The following is a 15,145-nucleotide window of genomic DNA, read 5'->3' on the forward strand; positions in this document are numbered from 1 at the left end:
GATGATTCGGAAACTGCTCGTTGCCAATCGCGGTGAGATCGCGCGTCGGGTCTTCGCGACCTGTCGCGCCCTCGGCGTGGAGACGGTCGCCGTGCACTCGGACGCGGACGCCGCCGAGCCGTTCGTCGGTGAGGCCGACCAGGCGGTCCGGCTGCCCGGGGCCACGCCGGCCGAGACGTACCTTCAGGTCGAGAAGATCCTGGACGCGGCCCGGCGCAGCGGCGCGGACGCCGTCCATCCGGGTTACGGCTTCCTCGCCGAGAACGCCGAGTTCGCGGCGGCGGTGACCGACGCGGGGCTGACCTGGGTGGGTCCGCCGGCCAAGGTGATCGCGGCGATGGGCGACAAACTCGCGGCCAAGGCGATGCTCGCCGAGGCAGGCGTGCCGATGCTGCCGAGCTGGACCGACACCGATGGGATCTCGGACTTCCCGGTGCTGGTGAAGGCGTCCGCCGGCGGTGGTGGGCGGGGCATGCGGATCGTCCGGGACGCCGCGGGGTTGGCCGAGGCCGTCGCGTCCGCGCGCCGCGAGGCGGCCGCCGCGTTCGGCGACGGCACGGTCTTCATCGAGCGGTACGTCGAACGCGGCCGGCACGTCGAGGTGCAGATCTTCGGTGACGCCCACGGCCGGGTGGTGGCCCTCGGTGACCGGGAGTGCTCGATCCAGCGCCGGCATCAGAAGATCGTCGAGGAGGCGCCGGCGGTCGTTCCGGAGCAGGTGCGCACGGCGTTGCACGAGGCTGCGGTGGCCGCCGGTCGCGCTGTCGACTACCTGGGCGCGGGCACTGTGGAGTTCCTGCTCGCCCCGGGCGGCGAGTTCTTCTTCCTGGAGATGAACACGCGCCTCCAGGTGGAGCACCCGGTCACCGAGCTGTGCACCGGCCTCGATCTGGTGGGGTTGCAACTGCTCGTGGCCGAGGGTGAGCCGCTGCCGGCGACCCTTCCGGTCAGCACCGGGCACGCGATCGAGGTGCGCCTCTGCGCCGAGGACGCCGGGGCGGGTTGGCGGCCGGCAACCGGCACTCTGCACCGGTTCACGGTCCCCGCGGTGGCTGCCGAGTTCGGCGGGCTGACCCGGCCGGGGCTTCGGCTCGACTCGGGCGTGGTGGCCGGCTCGGTGGTCGGGGTGCACTACGACTCGATGCTGGCGAAGCTGATCGCCTGGGGGCGTAACCGTGCCGAGGCGACCAGGGTGTTGTCCACCGCGCTGGCCCGGGCCGAGTTGCACGGGGTGACCACCAACCGGGACCTGCTGGTGCGGGTGCTGCGCAGCCCCGCGTTCGCCGCCGTGGAGATCGACACCGGTTTCCTGGACCGGCACGCGGAGGTGTTCGCCCCGCTGCTGCCCACCGAGCGGCTCCCGCTGGCCGCGCTCGCCGCGGCCCTGGCTGCGGCGAGCCAGCGTCGGGCGACCGCACCGGTGCTCGCCGGGCTCCCGTCCGGCTGGCGAAACGTGCCCGCAGTTCCCCAGACCACCCGTTTCGCCGTATCGGGCGGCGACGAGATCGAGGTCCGCTACCGCCTGGACCGGGCCGGCCGGCTCGCCGAGTGGTCCAGCACCTCGGCGGCCTCCGACTCCGCAGATGGACCCGAAGCTCCCGAACCGGCCGCCGAGCCCGTCGTGGCACTGGTCGAGGCGGCCCCGGAGCGGGTGGTGCTCGACATCGACGGGGTGCGGTGCGCGTACCGCGTACACCGGGTGGGGTCGGCGGTCTTCGTGGACGGCCCGGACGGTGCGGCGAGCCTGGCCGAGCTGCCGCGTCTCCCCCTGCCCACGGCGGAGGTGGCCGCCGGGTCGCTGCTCGCGCCGCTGCCCGGCGCGGTGACCCGGGTGCATGTTCAGGTCGGTCAGCGGGTCACGGCCGGCGAACCACTGCTCACGCTGGAAGCGATGAAGCTGGAACATCCCGTGCTCGCCCCGACCGACGGTGTGGTCGCCGAACTGCCGGTGCCGGCCGGCGGTCAGGTCCAGACGGGCGCCGTGCTGGCCGTCATCGACAGCTCCCCCGCCACCGGCGGCCTGGAGCCGTCGAATCCCGAGGAGGACCCCCGATGACCTTCGACCTCACCCCCGAGCAGGACCAGTTGCGCGACGCCGTGCGGGCGTTGGGCCGTCGCTACGGCCACGGCTACTTCGTCGAGAAGGCGAAGTCCGGCGAACACACCACCGAGCTCTGGGCCGACGCCGGACGGCTCGGTTACCTGGGCGTCAACATCCCCACCGAGTACGGCGGCGGGGGCGGTGGCATCACCGAGCTGGCGATCGTCTGCGAAGAGTTGGCGGCGGTCGGCTGTCCGTTGCTGCTGCTGGTGGTCTCCCCCGCGATCGCGGCCACCGTGCTGAGCCGGCACGGCACCGAGGAACAGCGCAAACGGCACCTGCCCGGCCTCGCCGACGGCTCCCAGAAGATCGTCTTCGCGATCACCGAGCCGGAGGCCGGTTCCAACTTCCACCGCCTCGGCACTGTGGCTCGCCGCGACGGTGAAGGCTGGGTGCTCAACGGCCGCAAGTGCTACATCTCGGGCGTCGACGAGGCGGATCACGTCCTGGTGGTGGCCCGGACCGAGGACTCCTCCACCGGCAAGCTCAAGCCGGCGCTGTTCCTCGTGCCGACCGACGCGGCCGGGCTGACCCGGTCCAAGTTGGACATGGAGATCCTGTCTCCGGAGAACCAGTTCCTGCTCTACCTGGACGACGTCCGGGTCCCCGCCGACGCACTGCTCGGTGAGTCGCTGGACGCCGGGCTGCCGGCGCTCTTCGCCGGGCTCAACCCAGAGCGGATCACAGTGGCCGCGATGGGGGCCGGCACCGGCCGGTACGCCATCGAACGGGCCAGCGAGTACACCGCCACCCGCAAGGTCTGGGGTGGTCGGAGCATCGGCTCCCACCAGGGGGTGTCGCACCCGTTGGCGCACGCGGCGGTGCAGGTGGAGCTTGCCCGCCTGATGATCCAGAAGGCTGCCACCCTGTACGACGCCGGCCGTGACCTGGAGGCCGGGGTGGCTGGCAACATGGCGAAGTACGCGGCCGGGGAGGCCGCCGCGCTCGCCGTGGACACCGCCGTCCAGGTGCTCGGCGGGGCTGGCATGACCACCGAGTACGGGGTGGCGACCCTGCTCGGCGCGGTGCGGGCCGGCCGGATCGCCCCGGTCAGTCGGGAGATGATCCTCAACTTCGTGGCGCAACACGTCCTGGGCCAGGACAAGTCGTACTGACCCGGGGCCACCGCGCCCAGGGCGGTCGTGCCGGGCCATGGCCGCGCGCGCCCGCGTTCCCGCACGTGCCCCCGCTGCATGATCGACTCGGTTTTCTTGATTCCGGGGTGTCCGAGAGCCAGTGACACCCCGATTTCCAGGAAGCCGAGTCGATCAGCGTGACGGTGGTCAGCCCGGGGTACGACAGGTGGCATCGATGCGGTGGACCGGGCGGACCCGCCGACCCATGCCCTCCAACAGTGAATCCTCGACGTGGAAGTCGTGAATGCGCAGTTGGTGGCGGGGCAACTCCTCCTCGCTCGGGCAGAGCACCTGCGCGCGGACCAGATCGACCGGCACGTACCGGACGCCGCCCTGCTCCTGAAGGATCACCATGTTGACGTCGTCAGTGGTGACCACGTGCCCGCGTACGTCCTCGGTCGGCCCGTTCTCCTCGCCGACGGTGGTGACGGTCAGCGGCAACACCGGCGTGCTGATCACCGGCACCGCGGCCCAGACCAGCGTGGCCAGCACCGCCACCTCGGTCGCCGACGCCAGCGGCCGGATCACCACACCCGGCAGCGGCCCCGCGATGAACAGTGCCAGCAGCGGAGGCACCACGATGAGCGCCAGCACCAGCCCCTCGTCGCCCTGCTGCACCGCTTCCCGCAGGGTGGGCAGCATCAGCCAGCCGTACCCGGCCAGCAGCGCGACGATGATCAGCAGCCGTGGCAGCACCCGTTCGTGCAGGCGCGCGGGACGGAGTTGGAACGCGGCCACGAATGCCGGCAGCAGCAGCGGGAGATAGAGCAGCGGCCAGGTGATCAGGGCGAGCAGGAAGCTGGCCAGCACCACCCAGGCGGGGGTGATGTCGGCCCAGCGGGCGAAGAGCGGACGACGCCGGGCGCCCGGCGGCAGCCGGTCGGCGCTGACGGCCAGCACCGCGCCGAGCGCGAAGACGGCGACCAGTCCGGTCGAGAGCAGCCGAGCGGCCGTGGTCAGGAAGCCGGCGAGCAGATTGACCGGCCCGACGTTCGCCACCAGCAGCAGTGTGGTCTGGAGTTCGCCGCCGGCCTCCACCCCGAGGCGGAGCACCGAGAAGATCGCCGGTACGCCCACCACGGCGGTCCAGAACGACTGGCTGGCGCGAGCGCGTCGCTCCGCCGGGTCCCAGCGGACCCGCCCGGGCTCGACGTCGGCGATGATCGGCTCGGCGGGTTCGGCGACGGGCACACCGGCTGGCCAGTCGACACCGTCCACCCCGGCGGGCGGCGCCGACTCCGTACCGTCGATTGTCGGTGCGGCTGCGACGCCCGGCACGGAGCTGCGGGGCGGCGGGACTGGGCCGTCGCCCCCGGCGGCGGTGGTCGCCGCGCTCACTTCGTGGGCGCCTTGTCGTCGAAGTCGACCAGCTTCGGCACCTCCAGCGGCTGCGGCTGGCGCTTCTCGGCCTTGAGCCACGGACCCAGCGTCCGGTTGTACGAGGTCTGCCACGGGCTCGCCTGCTCGTCGCGCCCCTGCTGGTAGCTCTTCTGCAGGAAGAACGCGACCAGGTCGCGCAGTGCCGGGTCACCGATCGGCACGCCGATGCCCAGCAGCTCGCTGGTGCCGAACGGCATGTCGACGATCTCGAACTCCTTCGGGTGGCGGGCCAGGAAGCCGGCGAGGATCGTCTCGTCGGAGCTGACCGCGTCGTAGCGGCCCGCCCGGATGCCGGCGACGCAGTCACCGACGGTCTTCACGACCAGGGCCTTGACCTGGTGACCTCCCAGCTCTGCCTCGGAGGTGGAGCCGCCACTGGTGCAGATCTTGTAGTCCGGGTTACGGAGGTCCTCGATGGTGCTGATCTTGCCTCTCAGCCGGGTCGGCACCATCACCTCCTGGGTGGTGACGAAGTACGGCCCGGCGAAGCTCACCACCTTCTTACGCTCCTCGGTGATGGAGAAGCTGGACACCACGAGGTCGACAGTGCCGCCCTGCAACGCGGGGATCCGCTCCTCGGTGGCCACCGGAACGAACTCCAGCCGCTGGTCCCCCTCGTAGCCGAGGGAGGCCGCGATGTACTTGGCGATCTCGACGTCGAACCCGACGTGCTGGCCGTTGCGCAGCTCACCCATAAGCGGCTCGTTCGTGGCGACGCCGATGCGCAACTTCGACTGACCGTAGATGTGCGTCTCGCGCATCTTCTCCTGCACCGAGGGCAGGTCCGGTTCCTTCCGGCTGTCGCACCCAGCGGCGGCGGCAAGGGTGAGCGTGAGGGCCACCGCCAGCGTCGACGCGACCGAGCGGAGCCGGGACTGCGAACTGCCTGCGTTCATGGGCGACCTCGCTGCCGGATGAGCTTGCGGGACACCGAGAGTAGCGGCTCTTGTCCATTGAGTGTGGACGTCGTCGGCCTTGTCGGCGGGTCCTGGCGGATCGACGGCGATCTGCGCGGCGGTCGGTTCTGCGGTTGACAGCCGGCCCCGTGACGACATGCTGGACAGGTGAGTCGATTGCCCAGACCCGATGCGCGGACGGTGGCGGTGCTCGCGGCGCTGGGAGCCCTCGCGCCGCTGGTCATGCTGGTCATCTGGCGCCGACAAGATCTTGTCGGCGTGGTCCTCGCGCTACTCTGCGTCCTGTTGACCATGGTGGCCGGGGTCGCCGTCTCGGCCGCCCGTCAGGCCGACGACCCGGAGCCGGCGGACCGGTCGGCGACCGTCGGGCCGCCCGAGCTGATGCCCTACGGGATCGACGCGGACACCCTCGACGCCCTGGACAGCCGGGCCACCCTGCGTGCGGTACGTGACCGGCGGCGCGGGTCGAACGGACTCAGCGGCGGCCGGTGAGGGTGGGCGCGGCGAGCGCGTCCACGCCTCGCCCGGCCAGGCACCGGTACGTCCGGTCGATGCTGCCGTCGACCGGCGGTAGCACCTCCAGGTGCCAGCCGGTCGGCTCGGCGATCCCGGTGGTCAAACGGAACGTCGTGGCGCTGCACACCTGCCGCACCGGGGCAGCGGCGGCCACCTCGTCGTAGTCGGCACCGACCAGCGCCACCGGCAAAATCCCCTCGGCGTACGTCTCCCAGGTGTGCCGACCGACGCAGGGGAGCCTCGCCGCCTCGGCGCGGCTGCCGCGGATCCGTACCGGGCCGAAGCACTCCAGCTCGGGCAGACAGCGGGCGCCCTCGGGCAGGGCGGTCGGCGAGCCGGCGCCGGTCACGCAGCCGGGCAGCGGGCCAGTGGCCGGGGCGGCGACCTGGGTGACCGACGGGCTCGGGGTGGGTGATGGCGCCCGGTCGGCGACCCAGGCCCCGGCGGTGGCGGAGGCGGCGAGCGCGAGCACGCCCGCGCCGCCGAGGAACCAGCGCCGCCAGCGCCGGTCACCGGTCACCACCTGCTGAGTGTCCTCAATGGGCGGGCGGGGCACCGGCTGACTGGCCGCGTACGGGCCGGAGAGGGTCACGCCGCCGCTGACCGGGGCGCCGCTGACCGGTGCCGACGGTGAGCCGAGGGGCAGGTTGGCGAGCAGGTCGTGCAGTTCGAGGGCGGAGGGACGCGCGGCCGGGTCGTTGGCCATGCCGAGGCGCAGGACGTCGATCAGCTCGTCCGGTACGCCGGGCAGGGCGGGAAGCGGCTGGTTGAACAACTCCAGCACGGTGACCAGGCTGGGGTTGCGCTCGGACTGCCAGCGGGGCGGCCGGCCGTGCATCACCGCGTAGAGGGTGGCGCAGAGCGCGTACACGTCGACGGCCGGCGACGGCGGGCTGTGGCTGAACATCTCCGGTGGCGCGTACGCCGGGGTGAGCACCTCCAGGGTGACCGAGGCGTCCCGGTGCTCGGCGAGCACCGCCAGCCCGAAGTCGGCGAGCACTGCCGAGTTGAAGTGCGAGTGGAGGATGTTGGCGGGCTTGACGTCGCGGTGCAGCACTCCGGCCCCGTGTGAGTGGGCCAGCGCGTCGGCGATCTTGATGCCGAGGTCACGGGCCTCCACCGGGCCCAGCGGCGACGTACGCATCCGTTCGGCGTACGAGCCGTCGCAGAGTTCCATGATCAGGTAGGGGTGCTGGTCGACGGTGACCCCGACGTCGAAGAGGTCCACCACGTGCGGGTGTGACGACATCCGGCCGGCAGCCCGCGCCTCGCGAAGGAAACGGGCCTGATCCCGCTCGCTGTCCAGCGTCCGGTTTTCCACCTTGACGGCGACCTCGCGACCCACCGAGATCTGGGTGGCCTGGTAGACGGTCGCGTAGCCGCCCCGGGCAAAGACCCGCAAATCAGTCAGACCGGGCACGATCGGAACTCGCAAGCCGCCGGTCGGGGTGTCGGTCACCGCTCGAAAATACCCAACCCGACCGATGGCTCAGCGCACCGCGTCCGCCGGAGCGGCACCGGTCGGACCGGTACCCTCCTCAGCGTCCGCAGTCGCCCCGGCACCGTCGGACGTCACCACGTCGTCAGCCGGCGCGCCCCGGCGGGCGTCCAGGCGCAGGCCGACGGCGGTGGCCACCGCCCCCAGGCCCTCCCAGGCCGCCACGCCGAAGAACCGGCCCGGAGCGATGTCGGCCAGCACCGCGATGGTGAACACAGTGAACGTGACCAGCCGGAAGACGACGGTGAACCGGTAGAACACCCGCCACTCGGTGACCGTGGCCAGCAGGTAGTAGACGCCCATGTTGAACGCCGCCATCGAGGACGCCAGCAGGAACGTGCCGGTGTGGTCACCGACGGCACGCGTCTCCGGCACCTCGAACCCGAGCATGCGCAACTGCGCCTCCGGCCAGAGCAGCCCGACCGTGCCCATCACCAGCGCCAACACGCCGAAGACCGCGATGGTCCAGCCCGCGATGGAACGCGGCAGCTTCATGAAGGGCCTCCCCAGGCACGGCGACGATCACACTGTGGACCGGCACACGGTGGTGACACGCTAGCCGCTCACCCCGACCGCCACATCCCCGGAACCGGCAGAAACCGTGCCGGGTGGGGTCAGGTGAGGGCGGGGGTCAGGCGGGCGCGGAGGGCGTCGGCGGCGGCGCGTTCGCTGCGCTGCTCGGTCGCGTACGCCAGGCGGACCGCCTCGTCTGCGCTGGCCAGGGCCTCCGTCGGCTGGCCGCAGGCAGCCAGCGCCTCGGCCAGCACGCTGGCCGCGATCACCTGACTGCGCACGTCCTCGGCCGGCGCGGTGACCGCCCGGCGGGCCCAGTCCAACGCCTGCTCCCGCTGACCGTGGGCGAGCAGCGCCGCCGCGTACTGGGCCATCGTCTGGCGACGGGAGAAGAGCAACGAGGGCGCGTTCGCGGCGGCCGTGGCCACCGGGGCGAGCAACCCGACCGCAGTCGCCGAGTCACCGGCGGCCAGACGTGCCGTCGCCAGCAGCACCCGGGGCGCCACCTGCGCCGGGGCCTGCGGGTTGTGCGGCTCCACAGCGGTCAGCACCGAGCGGGCCACCCGCTCGGCCGTCTCGCAGTCGCCCATGTCCAACGCGACGAAGCCGCGCAGCGTGCCGGCCATCCCGGTGAGCAACGGGTGCGAGGTGCGCTCCGCGTACGCCAGGGCGTCGGTGAGCAGGTCCGCCGCGTGCTCCGGCTCGCCCAGCCCACGCGCCACCACCGCGCGCACCACCAGCGCGAACCCGCGCCCCCAGTCGTCGGAGGCGGCGGCGAACTCCCGGTACGCCCGTCGGGCCTCCCGGTCCGCCTCGGCCAGATCACCCAGCTCGGCGGTGGCGAAGGCGGCCACCGCACGCAGCGTGCCCACCGCCCACGCCTCACCGACCCGCTCTCCGAAGGGCAGGAACACCTGCGCCATCCGACACGCCTCGCGCAGTCGGCCGGCGAGCAGTCGGGCGAACGCCGTGGTGCCGCGCAGCCAGGCCCGCCCGTACGGGTCCTTCAACTCGGCGAAGAGCCGGGCAGCCCGGCCGAGCACCGCGTCGGTGCCGGCGAAGTCACCCCGGGTGGTGGTCACCCAGGCCAGATTCTGCAACGACCAGGCCTGCCCGCGTCGGTCCTTCGCGCCGAGGCTGACCTGGTACGCGGCAGCTAACCGGCTGCTCGCCTGACTCAGCCGGCCAGCCACGAAGTCGGCCATGCCGAGCCGGCGCATCGCCGTGGCGCGTTGGATGGGCAACTGCCCTGCCGTGGCCACCTGCAACGCCTCCTGCCAGGCGGTCACCGCCCGACCCTGATCACCGAGGGTTTCCTGGGCCTGCCCCGCGAGCAGCAGCGCGCTGACCCGTGTGACCTCGTCCCCCGCGTTCGCGGCGATCTTCTCGGCGTACGCCAGCGCGTCGGTCACCCGGCCGACCTGGAGCAGCGCCCGTGCGTGCACCACCCGATCGGCCGCCGGCATGCCGTCGCGAGCCAACTCGGTGGCGCGCTCGGCGTACTCCACGGCCAGCACCGGCTCACCGGCGGACAGCGACCGGCGGGCGGCCCGGCCGAGCGCGGCGACGCCGAGCGGGACCACCGCACGGGCCGGCGCGTCGGGGCGCAGCTTCACCGCGTCGGCGAGCGTGGCGGCCCGTTCGACGTGCATCGCCACGAAGTCGTCCCGGGCCTCGTCGGTGAACCCGCCCGGCGCCCCGGCGGCGGCCTCGTTCGCAGGCGCCGCCCAGCGGGCCAGCGCGGCGTGCCGCTCGGCCAGCTCCGCCTTGCTCACCCCTGCGTACGCGGCCTCCCGCATCAGCGGGGTCGCGAACGAGTAGCCGGTGCGGGAGCGGTGCAGCATCCGGCGTTGCAGCAGCTCCTCGACAGCCCTGTCGAGTTCCACGGCGACCACGGCCGACGGCCGGCCGTCGCGGCCGGCGCGCTGCTCACGCATTGCCTCCAGGGCCCCGGTCGGCACCGTGTCACCGATGACCGCGGCGTCACGCAGCACCGAACGGGCGTCCGGTGGCAGCGCGTCGATCCGGGCGGCGAGGACGGCGGCGAGGTCGCGGGAGAGCAGTCGGCTGCCCAGCGACCCGGGCACCAACCGCCAACCGGTCGACGGGCTCTGGTCGCGTTCGCCGGAGCCGGGACGATCAACCGAGGCACGCAAACCGGGCGCCGCCTCCGGGGCACCGACACCGCGCGCTGCCTCCGAGGCGCGGATACCGCGCGCTGCCTCCGAGGCGCGGATACCGCGCGCTGTTTCCGTGGTGAGCGCTCCGCGCTCGATGAGCAGGGTGACGAGCTCGGCCAGGTAGAAGGGGTTGCCCTGAGCGGTGGCGAGCAGCCGGTCCGTGTCGGCCTGCGGCAGCTTGCCGCCGCTGAGGTAGCTGGTGAGCAGCCGCGCCGCGTCGGCACCGCGCAGTGGCGGCAGGGAGTGCACCTCGGCGTCCGCGACCCGGGTCAGCGCGCCGGCCGTACGCACCAGCTCCGGCCGGCCGAGCAGCAGCACCAGCACCGGGCCGGTGAGCCGGGAAAGGGTCAGCCCGAGGGCACTGATCGTCTCGGGGGTGGCGTCGTGCAGGTCGTCCACCACGATCACCAGTGGCGCTTCCGAGGCGAGCCCGCTGAGCAGGTTGGCGACAGCGTTCGGCACCGCCTCGGCATCCGCGGCCGGGACGCTCGACCCGCCCCACTCGCCCGAGTCGGTGCCGCCGTGGGCCGGGAGCTCGCCGTAGCCGAGCAGGGCGAGCAACTGCTCGACGGCGATCGGGGTGGTCTCGCCGCCGGAGCGGGCGAGCCGCTGCCCGAGCCGTCGCAGCCTCTCGTCCACCGCCGGTCGGGTCAGCGCGGTGGAGGCGTCACTGGGCAGGCCGACGGCGGCACGCACCAGGTCGGCCAGCGGCGCGAGCCGACGTCGCTCACCGAAGGCGGCACACCGCACCGACAGCACCCGGGCGCCCGTGTGCGCCGCGTACCGGCCAGCGCCCACGTCGTACCCGGCGGCGAGGCGCTCGACCTCCGCGGCGAACCGGGACTTGCCGATGCCCGCCTCGGCGGTCATCAGCAGCACCCGCGGGTCACCCTGGTCGATCACCTCGGCGAGCCGGCCGGCGACCCGGCCGATCTCCGTCTCCCGGCCGACGTACGGCGCTTCGTCGCCCAGCCCCGAGCGGGTGCCCGGTGCGTCCAGCAGGCCCAGCAGCTCGTACGCCTCGACCGGCTCACGCTTGCCCTTGAGCCGCAGCGGGCGCAGCACCCGCCAGGACGACACGTGTCGGGTGGCGGCGGCGGTGCGGCCGCCGGCGTAGACCGCGCCGACCGCTGCGGCGTCGGCCAGCCGAGCGGCGGTGTTCACCGTGTCGCCGATGACCGTGTATTCGATGGCGGCCTGGATGCCGGCGATGACGTCGCCGGTGTTCAACCCGACGCGCAGCCCGAGCGGCGCGCCGCCGCCCCGCTCGTCGTCGAGCACCCGGCGGACGGCCCGCTGCATGGACAGGGCGGCCCGGACGGCGCGTTCGGCGTCGTCCTCGTGCGCCACCGGGGCTCCGAAGACGGCCATGATCCCGTCGCCGGTCAGCTTGTCGACGTGCCCGCCGAAGGTCTTCACCGCACCGGCGAGCGCGGCGAGCACCCGGTCGGTGACCGCACCGACCCGTTCCGGGTCGAGGTCCTCCGACCAGGAGGTGAACTCGGAGAGGTCGCCGAACAGCACGGTGACCACCCGGCGCTCGGCTGCCGGCAACGTGGCGGCGGCCGGCAGCGCGGCACCGCAGTTGTGGCAGAACCGCGCGCCGGGAACGGCGACGGTTCCACACACGGGGCAGGTCACATGTGCTCCAACCCACTGACCCCCGGCGCAGATTCCCCGATGCCGACACCCAGATACTCAAGCTGCGCACGGACCGACCACTCGGCCGCCCACCAGAGCGAGCGGTCCACGTCCGCGTAGACCGCCGCCACCACGTCGGCGGGCGTGCGGGCGCCGGCCGCGACCGCCGCCCGGACCTGGTCGAGCCGGGCCCGACGATGCGCGAGGTAGAAGTCGGCGGCGGCGGCGCAGTCGGCCAGCGCCGGGCCGTGCCCGGGCAACGCCGGGATCCCCCGGTACGCGGACAGCAGCTCCAGGCTGGTCAGGTAGGCACCGAGATGCCCGTCCGGATGGGCGACGACGGTGGTGCCCCTGCCGAGAATGGTGTCGCCGGTGAACACCACCCGCTCGTCACCGTGCCCGACCAGGAAGCAGACCGAGTCGGCGGTGTGCCCTGGAGTGTTAAGCAGGCTGATCTCCAGGCCGAAACCGCCGAGGCGTTCACCCGGTTCGGTCAGTGGCTCCCCGCCGATCGTGTGCGCCGGGTCGACGGCGAGGACGTGCACGCCGCCGAGCAGTTCGCTCAGCCGGGCGGAGCCCTCGGTGTGGTCGGGGTGGCCGTGGGTGATCAGGACCAGCCCGATCGTGCCGTGCTCGGCGATCCGGGTCAGGTGTCCCTCGTCCGCCGGCCCCGGGTCGACCACGACGGCGTGCTCGGCCGACGGGGCGCGCAGAACCCAGGTGTTGGTGCCGTCGAGGGTCATCGGCCCCGGGTTCGGTGCACGCAGCAGTGTCACCCAGGTCGGCAGCTCGTCGGCCAGCGCCGCAGGTGGTGCCGTCACGTGCCCGCTCATGGCTGCGATGGTACGACCCCGCCCGCAACACCCCACGATCTTGCCCAACGAACCTGGAGGAAGGGCCCCGTCGACGCCTGGTGGCGAGGAAGGGGCCCCTCCTGAGCGCGGATCGCGGGGTGCTGGTGACGCGTCAGGCGACCTCGACGATGAGTTCGATCTCCACCGGGGCGTCGAGCGGCAGTTCGGCCACTCCAACCGCGCTGCGGGCGTGGCGGCCAGCCTCGCCGAAGACGGTCCCGAAGAGGTCGGAGGCACCGTTGATCACCGCCGGCTGACCGGTGAAGCCGGGCGCGGAGGCCACGAAACCCGTCACCTTGACGACCTTGACGACGTTCTCCAGGCCGACGAGCGAGTCGACAGCGGCCAGCGCGTTGAGCGCGCACCGCTGGGCCAGATCCTTCGCCTGCTCGGCGGAGATCCCGGCGCCGACCTTGCCGGTCGCGAGCAGCTTGCCCTCGGCGATCGGCAGCTGGCCGGAGACGTACACGTGCTGCCCGGACTGTACGGCCGGCACGTAACTGGCCACCGGTGGCACCACCTCGGGCAGTTCGAACCCCAGCTCGGCGAGTTTCGCGTGCGGACCGTTGCTCACGCCTTGGGCCGCTTCAGGTAGGCGACCAGCTGGTCCGGATTGGGCCCGGGGATCACGGCGACGAGCTCCCACCCGTCCTCGCCCCAGTTGTCGAGGATCTGCTTGGTCGCGTGGACCAGCAGCGGGACCGTGGAGTATTCCCACTTCTGCATCGCTGAAGGGCTCCCTCTCGGTGCGGAATTGTTCGAGGGACAGCCTACGGTCCGCTGGCGGGGCGAGGTGCGGGACGCTGCTCCGGAGCGGCCGGCAGCTCCCCGCAGAGCCCTTCGTGCTCGTATCCCTGGGGGCAGCGGGAGCGGTCGGGCAGCAGCAGGTCGCAGAACACCCGGTGCCGGTTGTTCTGGTCGTCGGCGTTGGACACGGTGGTCTCGCCGGCGTCCAGCTCGGGCAGGAAGCCCAGGGACACCGCGACCCGGCCGGCCAGTACGGTCGCCGCGGCCAGACTCGGCACCCGGATCGGCAGGTGGATGACGAAGCCCGGCTCGTCGTCGTCGCGGGCCCGCTCGGCGGGGCGGCCCGGCGCCCGAGCCGCCTCCGTCTGCTCCGGCATCCGGCGGTACGACCGTTCGTTGACCGGCTGGCTGCCGACGGGCCCGCCGGTCTCGACCACGGACCCGGGCCGGCGCGGCCGGTCGTTGGTCGGGAACTGGGTGCGAGGGATGTTGTCCGCGTCGCGCATGCACTGCCTCCGGTCGTACCTCTCGGATCATGCTTCCGGTCCGGACCCATTCGTCCGTTCCGGCCCCCGCACCGGGACGAAGGTAGGTCGGTGGCCGCAGTCCCGCCAATAGGACGCGCACAACGGTCACCAACAGTCACATATGCGACAGATCGACAGTCGGAGGATGGACTGCCGATCCGAGCGCTGCTCAGCACTGACCGAAACGATGGCCGCGCGGCATGGCAGGGGCGACGCCGATCCGCTCATCGACCGCTACCCTTCCGGTCGGACGGTCGCGCTGCGCCCGGACGCCCGCTCGATCACGCTCGGCGCCAGGGGTGGCGGCGGGCGCCGCACCCCCGGGGGAAAGACCATGACCCAACCGCCCAGCGGCGACCAGGCCGGCCCACCCGCTCACCCGCCGGCCCACCCGGATCCCGCCGGTCAGCCAGGCTCTCCGAGCATTCCTGCCCAGCCAGCCCCCGCCGCACCTGCCGGGCGGCTCGCCCTCCCCGCATCCCCGGCCCAGCCGGCGCTCCCCGCTGAGCCGGCGGCTCCCTCCCCACCGGCCTTCCCCAGCCAGTCGAGTGGCGCTGACGGTGCCGGGCAGCCGGAGGGGCCGGGTGGCTCCACGTCGACCGCGGCACCGACCCAGCCGGGCAGCCCGGAGATCCCGCCACCGCCGTCGGGATACCCGCCCTACCAGGGCACGGCCGCGCCGAAGAAGAAGCGCGGCCTGCTGATCGCGGCGATCGCACTGGTCGTGATCATGGTGCTCTGCGTGGGCGGCGGCGTTGTGGCGTTCCTGACCCTGCGCAATGCCGAGACCGGCGAGGGCGCGAAGGAGCCTGCGATCGCCGTCGACGAGTTCCTCACCGCGGTCTACAAGGATCGCGACGCCTCCAAGGCTGCCGATCGGGTCTGTGCCGCCTCCCGCGACGACGAGAAGATCGCCGCGAAGGTCGCCGAGGTGCAGAAGTACGCCTCAGCGCACCAGAATCCGCGTTTCCGGTGGACCACCCCGAAGGTGGACAACCAGACCGGGGACCGGGCCACCGTCTCCACCCGGATCACCATGACCACCTCCGACGAGAAGGTGGCCGACCAGGACCTGCGCTTCACTGTGGTGCAGAAGACGGGTTGGTGGGTCTGCGAGGTCGCGTGACCGTCGGGC

Annotated in this window: 12 protein-coding genes and 1 pseudogene; 4 read left to right on the top strand and 9 right to left on the bottom strand. The window is 72.8% G+C overall.

Annotated elements, in window-relative coordinates:
* Window position 1: 1 nt before the first annotated feature.
* Both FBZ33_RS29550 and FBZ33_RS29555 read left to right on the top strand, forming a co-directional pair.
* Entirely contained in the window at window positions 2-2,056 is a 2,055-nt protein-coding gene (locus tag FBZ33_RS29550) for a biotin carboxylase N-terminal domain-containing protein (RefSeq protein WP_141913010.1), read from the top strand.
* Window positions 2,053-3,216 (top strand): acyl-CoA dehydrogenase family protein, encoded by a 1,164-nt coding sequence (locus FBZ33_RS29555; RefSeq protein ID WP_141911630.1) that lies wholly within the window; start codon window positions 2,053-2,055, stop codon window positions 3,214-3,216. Before FBZ33_RS29550 ends, FBZ33_RS29555 begins: the two co-directional genes overlap by 4 nt.
* A 168-nt stretch (window positions 3,217-3,384) precedes the next feature.
* On the opposite strand, the gene FBZ33_RS29560 is transcribed toward FBZ33_RS29555, so the two are convergent.
* Both FBZ33_RS29560 and FBZ33_RS29565 read right to left on the bottom strand, forming a co-directional pair.
* Window positions 3,385-4,575 carry a hypothetical protein gene (locus FBZ33_RS29560; protein WP_141911632.1) on the bottom strand — a complete coding sequence of 397 codons (1,191 nt, stop codon included), beginning with the start codon at window positions 4,573-4,575 and terminating at the stop codon, window positions 3,385-3,387.
* Entirely contained in the window at window positions 4,572-5,513 is a 942-nt protein-coding gene (locus FBZ33_RS29565) for a transporter substrate-binding domain-containing protein (RefSeq protein ID WP_141911634.1), read from the bottom strand. The genes FBZ33_RS29560 and FBZ33_RS29565 overlap by 4 nt, the downstream gene beginning before the upstream one ends.
* Window positions 5,514-5,690: 177 nt before the next feature.
* On the opposite strand from FBZ33_RS29565, the gene FBZ33_RS29570 reads away from it, so the two are divergent.
* The gene (locus tag FBZ33_RS29570; RefSeq protein ID WP_141911636.1) at window positions 5,691-6,026 is read left to right on the top strand and encodes a hypothetical protein; all 336 of its coding nucleotides are present in this window, start codon (window positions 5,691-5,693) and stop codon (window positions 6,024-6,026) included.
* On the opposite strand, the gene FBZ33_RS29575 is transcribed toward FBZ33_RS29570, so the two are convergent.
* From FBZ33_RS29575 to FBZ33_RS29605, 7 genes are all read right to left on the bottom strand, one after another.
* Window positions 6,010-7,509 (bottom strand): serine/threonine-protein kinase, encoded by a 1,500-nt coding sequence (locus FBZ33_RS29575; RefSeq protein WP_141911638.1) that lies wholly within the window; start codon window positions 7,507-7,509, stop codon window positions 6,010-6,012. The genes FBZ33_RS29570 and FBZ33_RS29575 overlap by 17 nt on opposite strands.
* 30 nt (window positions 7,510-7,539) lie before the next feature.
* Window positions 7,540-8,043, bottom strand: a complete 504-nt coding sequence (locus FBZ33_RS29580) for a hypothetical protein (RefSeq protein WP_141911639.1) — start codon at window positions 8,041-8,043, stop codon at window positions 7,540-7,542.
* A 119-nt stretch (window positions 8,044-8,162) separates the two neighbouring features.
* On the bottom strand, window positions 8,163-11,882 hold the full coding sequence (locus FBZ33_RS29585; protein ID WP_141911641.1) for an adenylate/guanylate cyclase domain-containing protein: 3,720 nt from the start codon (window positions 11,880-11,882) through the stop codon (window positions 8,163-8,165).
* Complete coding sequence (locus tag FBZ33_RS29590) at window positions 11,879-12,715, bottom strand: MBL fold metallo-hydrolase (RefSeq protein WP_141911642.1); 837 nt, start codon at window positions 12,713-12,715, stop codon at window positions 11,879-11,881. Before FBZ33_RS29590 ends, FBZ33_RS29585 begins: the two co-directional genes overlap by 4 nt.
* A gap of 133 nt (window positions 12,716-12,848) precedes the next feature.
* Entirely contained in the window at window positions 12,849-13,310 is a 462-nt protein-coding gene (locus FBZ33_RS29595; RefSeq protein ID WP_088950573.1) for a RidA family protein, read from the bottom strand.
* Window positions 13,307-13,462 carry a DUF4177 domain-containing protein gene (locus FBZ33_RS29600; protein WP_088950574.1) on the bottom strand — a complete coding sequence of 52 codons (156 nt, stop codon included), beginning with the start codon at window positions 13,460-13,462 and terminating at the stop codon, window positions 13,307-13,309. Before FBZ33_RS29600 ends, FBZ33_RS29595 begins: the two co-directional genes overlap by 4 nt.
* Window positions 13,463-13,506: 44 nt before the next feature.
* Window positions 13,507-13,989 (bottom strand): hypothetical protein, encoded by a 483-nt coding sequence (locus FBZ33_RS29605; protein WP_141911644.1) that lies wholly within the window; start codon window positions 13,987-13,989, stop codon window positions 13,507-13,509.
* 559 nt (window positions 13,990-14,548) lie between these two features.
* Between FBZ33_RS29605 and FBZ33_RS33550 the strand changes: the two are divergent.
* Window positions 14,549-15,136, top strand: a pseudogene (locus FBZ33_RS33550) (hypothetical protein); the annotation flags it as partial.
* Between the last annotated feature and the right edge of the window lie 9 nt (window positions 15,137-15,145).

Source organism: Micromonospora sp. A202 (genome assembly GCF_006715105.1).
GTDB classification, from domain to species: Bacteria; Actinomycetota; Actinomycetes; order Mycobacteriales; family Micromonosporaceae; genus Micromonospora; species Micromonospora zamorensis.

What these genes read in the sequence shown, in the direction of transcription:
- FBZ33_RS29550 (WP_141913010.1), top strand. Translation starts at nt 2, where the DNA reads ATGATTCGGAAACTGCTCGTTGCCAATCGCGGTGAGATCGCGCGTCGG.
- FBZ33_RS29555 (WP_141911630.1), top strand. Translation starts at nt 2,053, where the DNA reads ATGACCTTCGACCTCACCCCCGAGCAGGACCAGTTGCGCGACGCCGTG.
- FBZ33_RS29565 (WP_141911634.1), bottom strand. Translation starts at nt 5,513, where the DNA reads ATGAACGCAGGCAGTTCGCAGTCCCGGCTCCGCTCGGTCGCGTCGACG.
- FBZ33_RS29580 (WP_141911639.1), bottom strand. Translation starts at nt 8,043, where the DNA reads ATGAAGCTGCCGCGTTCCATCGCGGGCTGGACCATCGCGGTCTTCGGC.
- FBZ33_RS29590 (WP_141911642.1), bottom strand. Translation starts at nt 12,715, where the DNA reads ATGAGCGGGCACGTGACGGCACCACCTGCGGCGCTGGCCGACGAGCTG.
- FBZ33_RS29600 (WP_088950574.1), bottom strand. Translation starts at nt 13,462, where the DNA reads ATGCAGAAGTGGGAATACTCCACGGTCCCGCTGCTGGTCCACGCGACC.
- FBZ33_RS29605 (WP_141911644.1), bottom strand. Translation starts at nt 13,989, where the DNA reads ATGCGCGACGCGGACAACATCCCTCGCACCCAGTTCCCGACCAACGAC.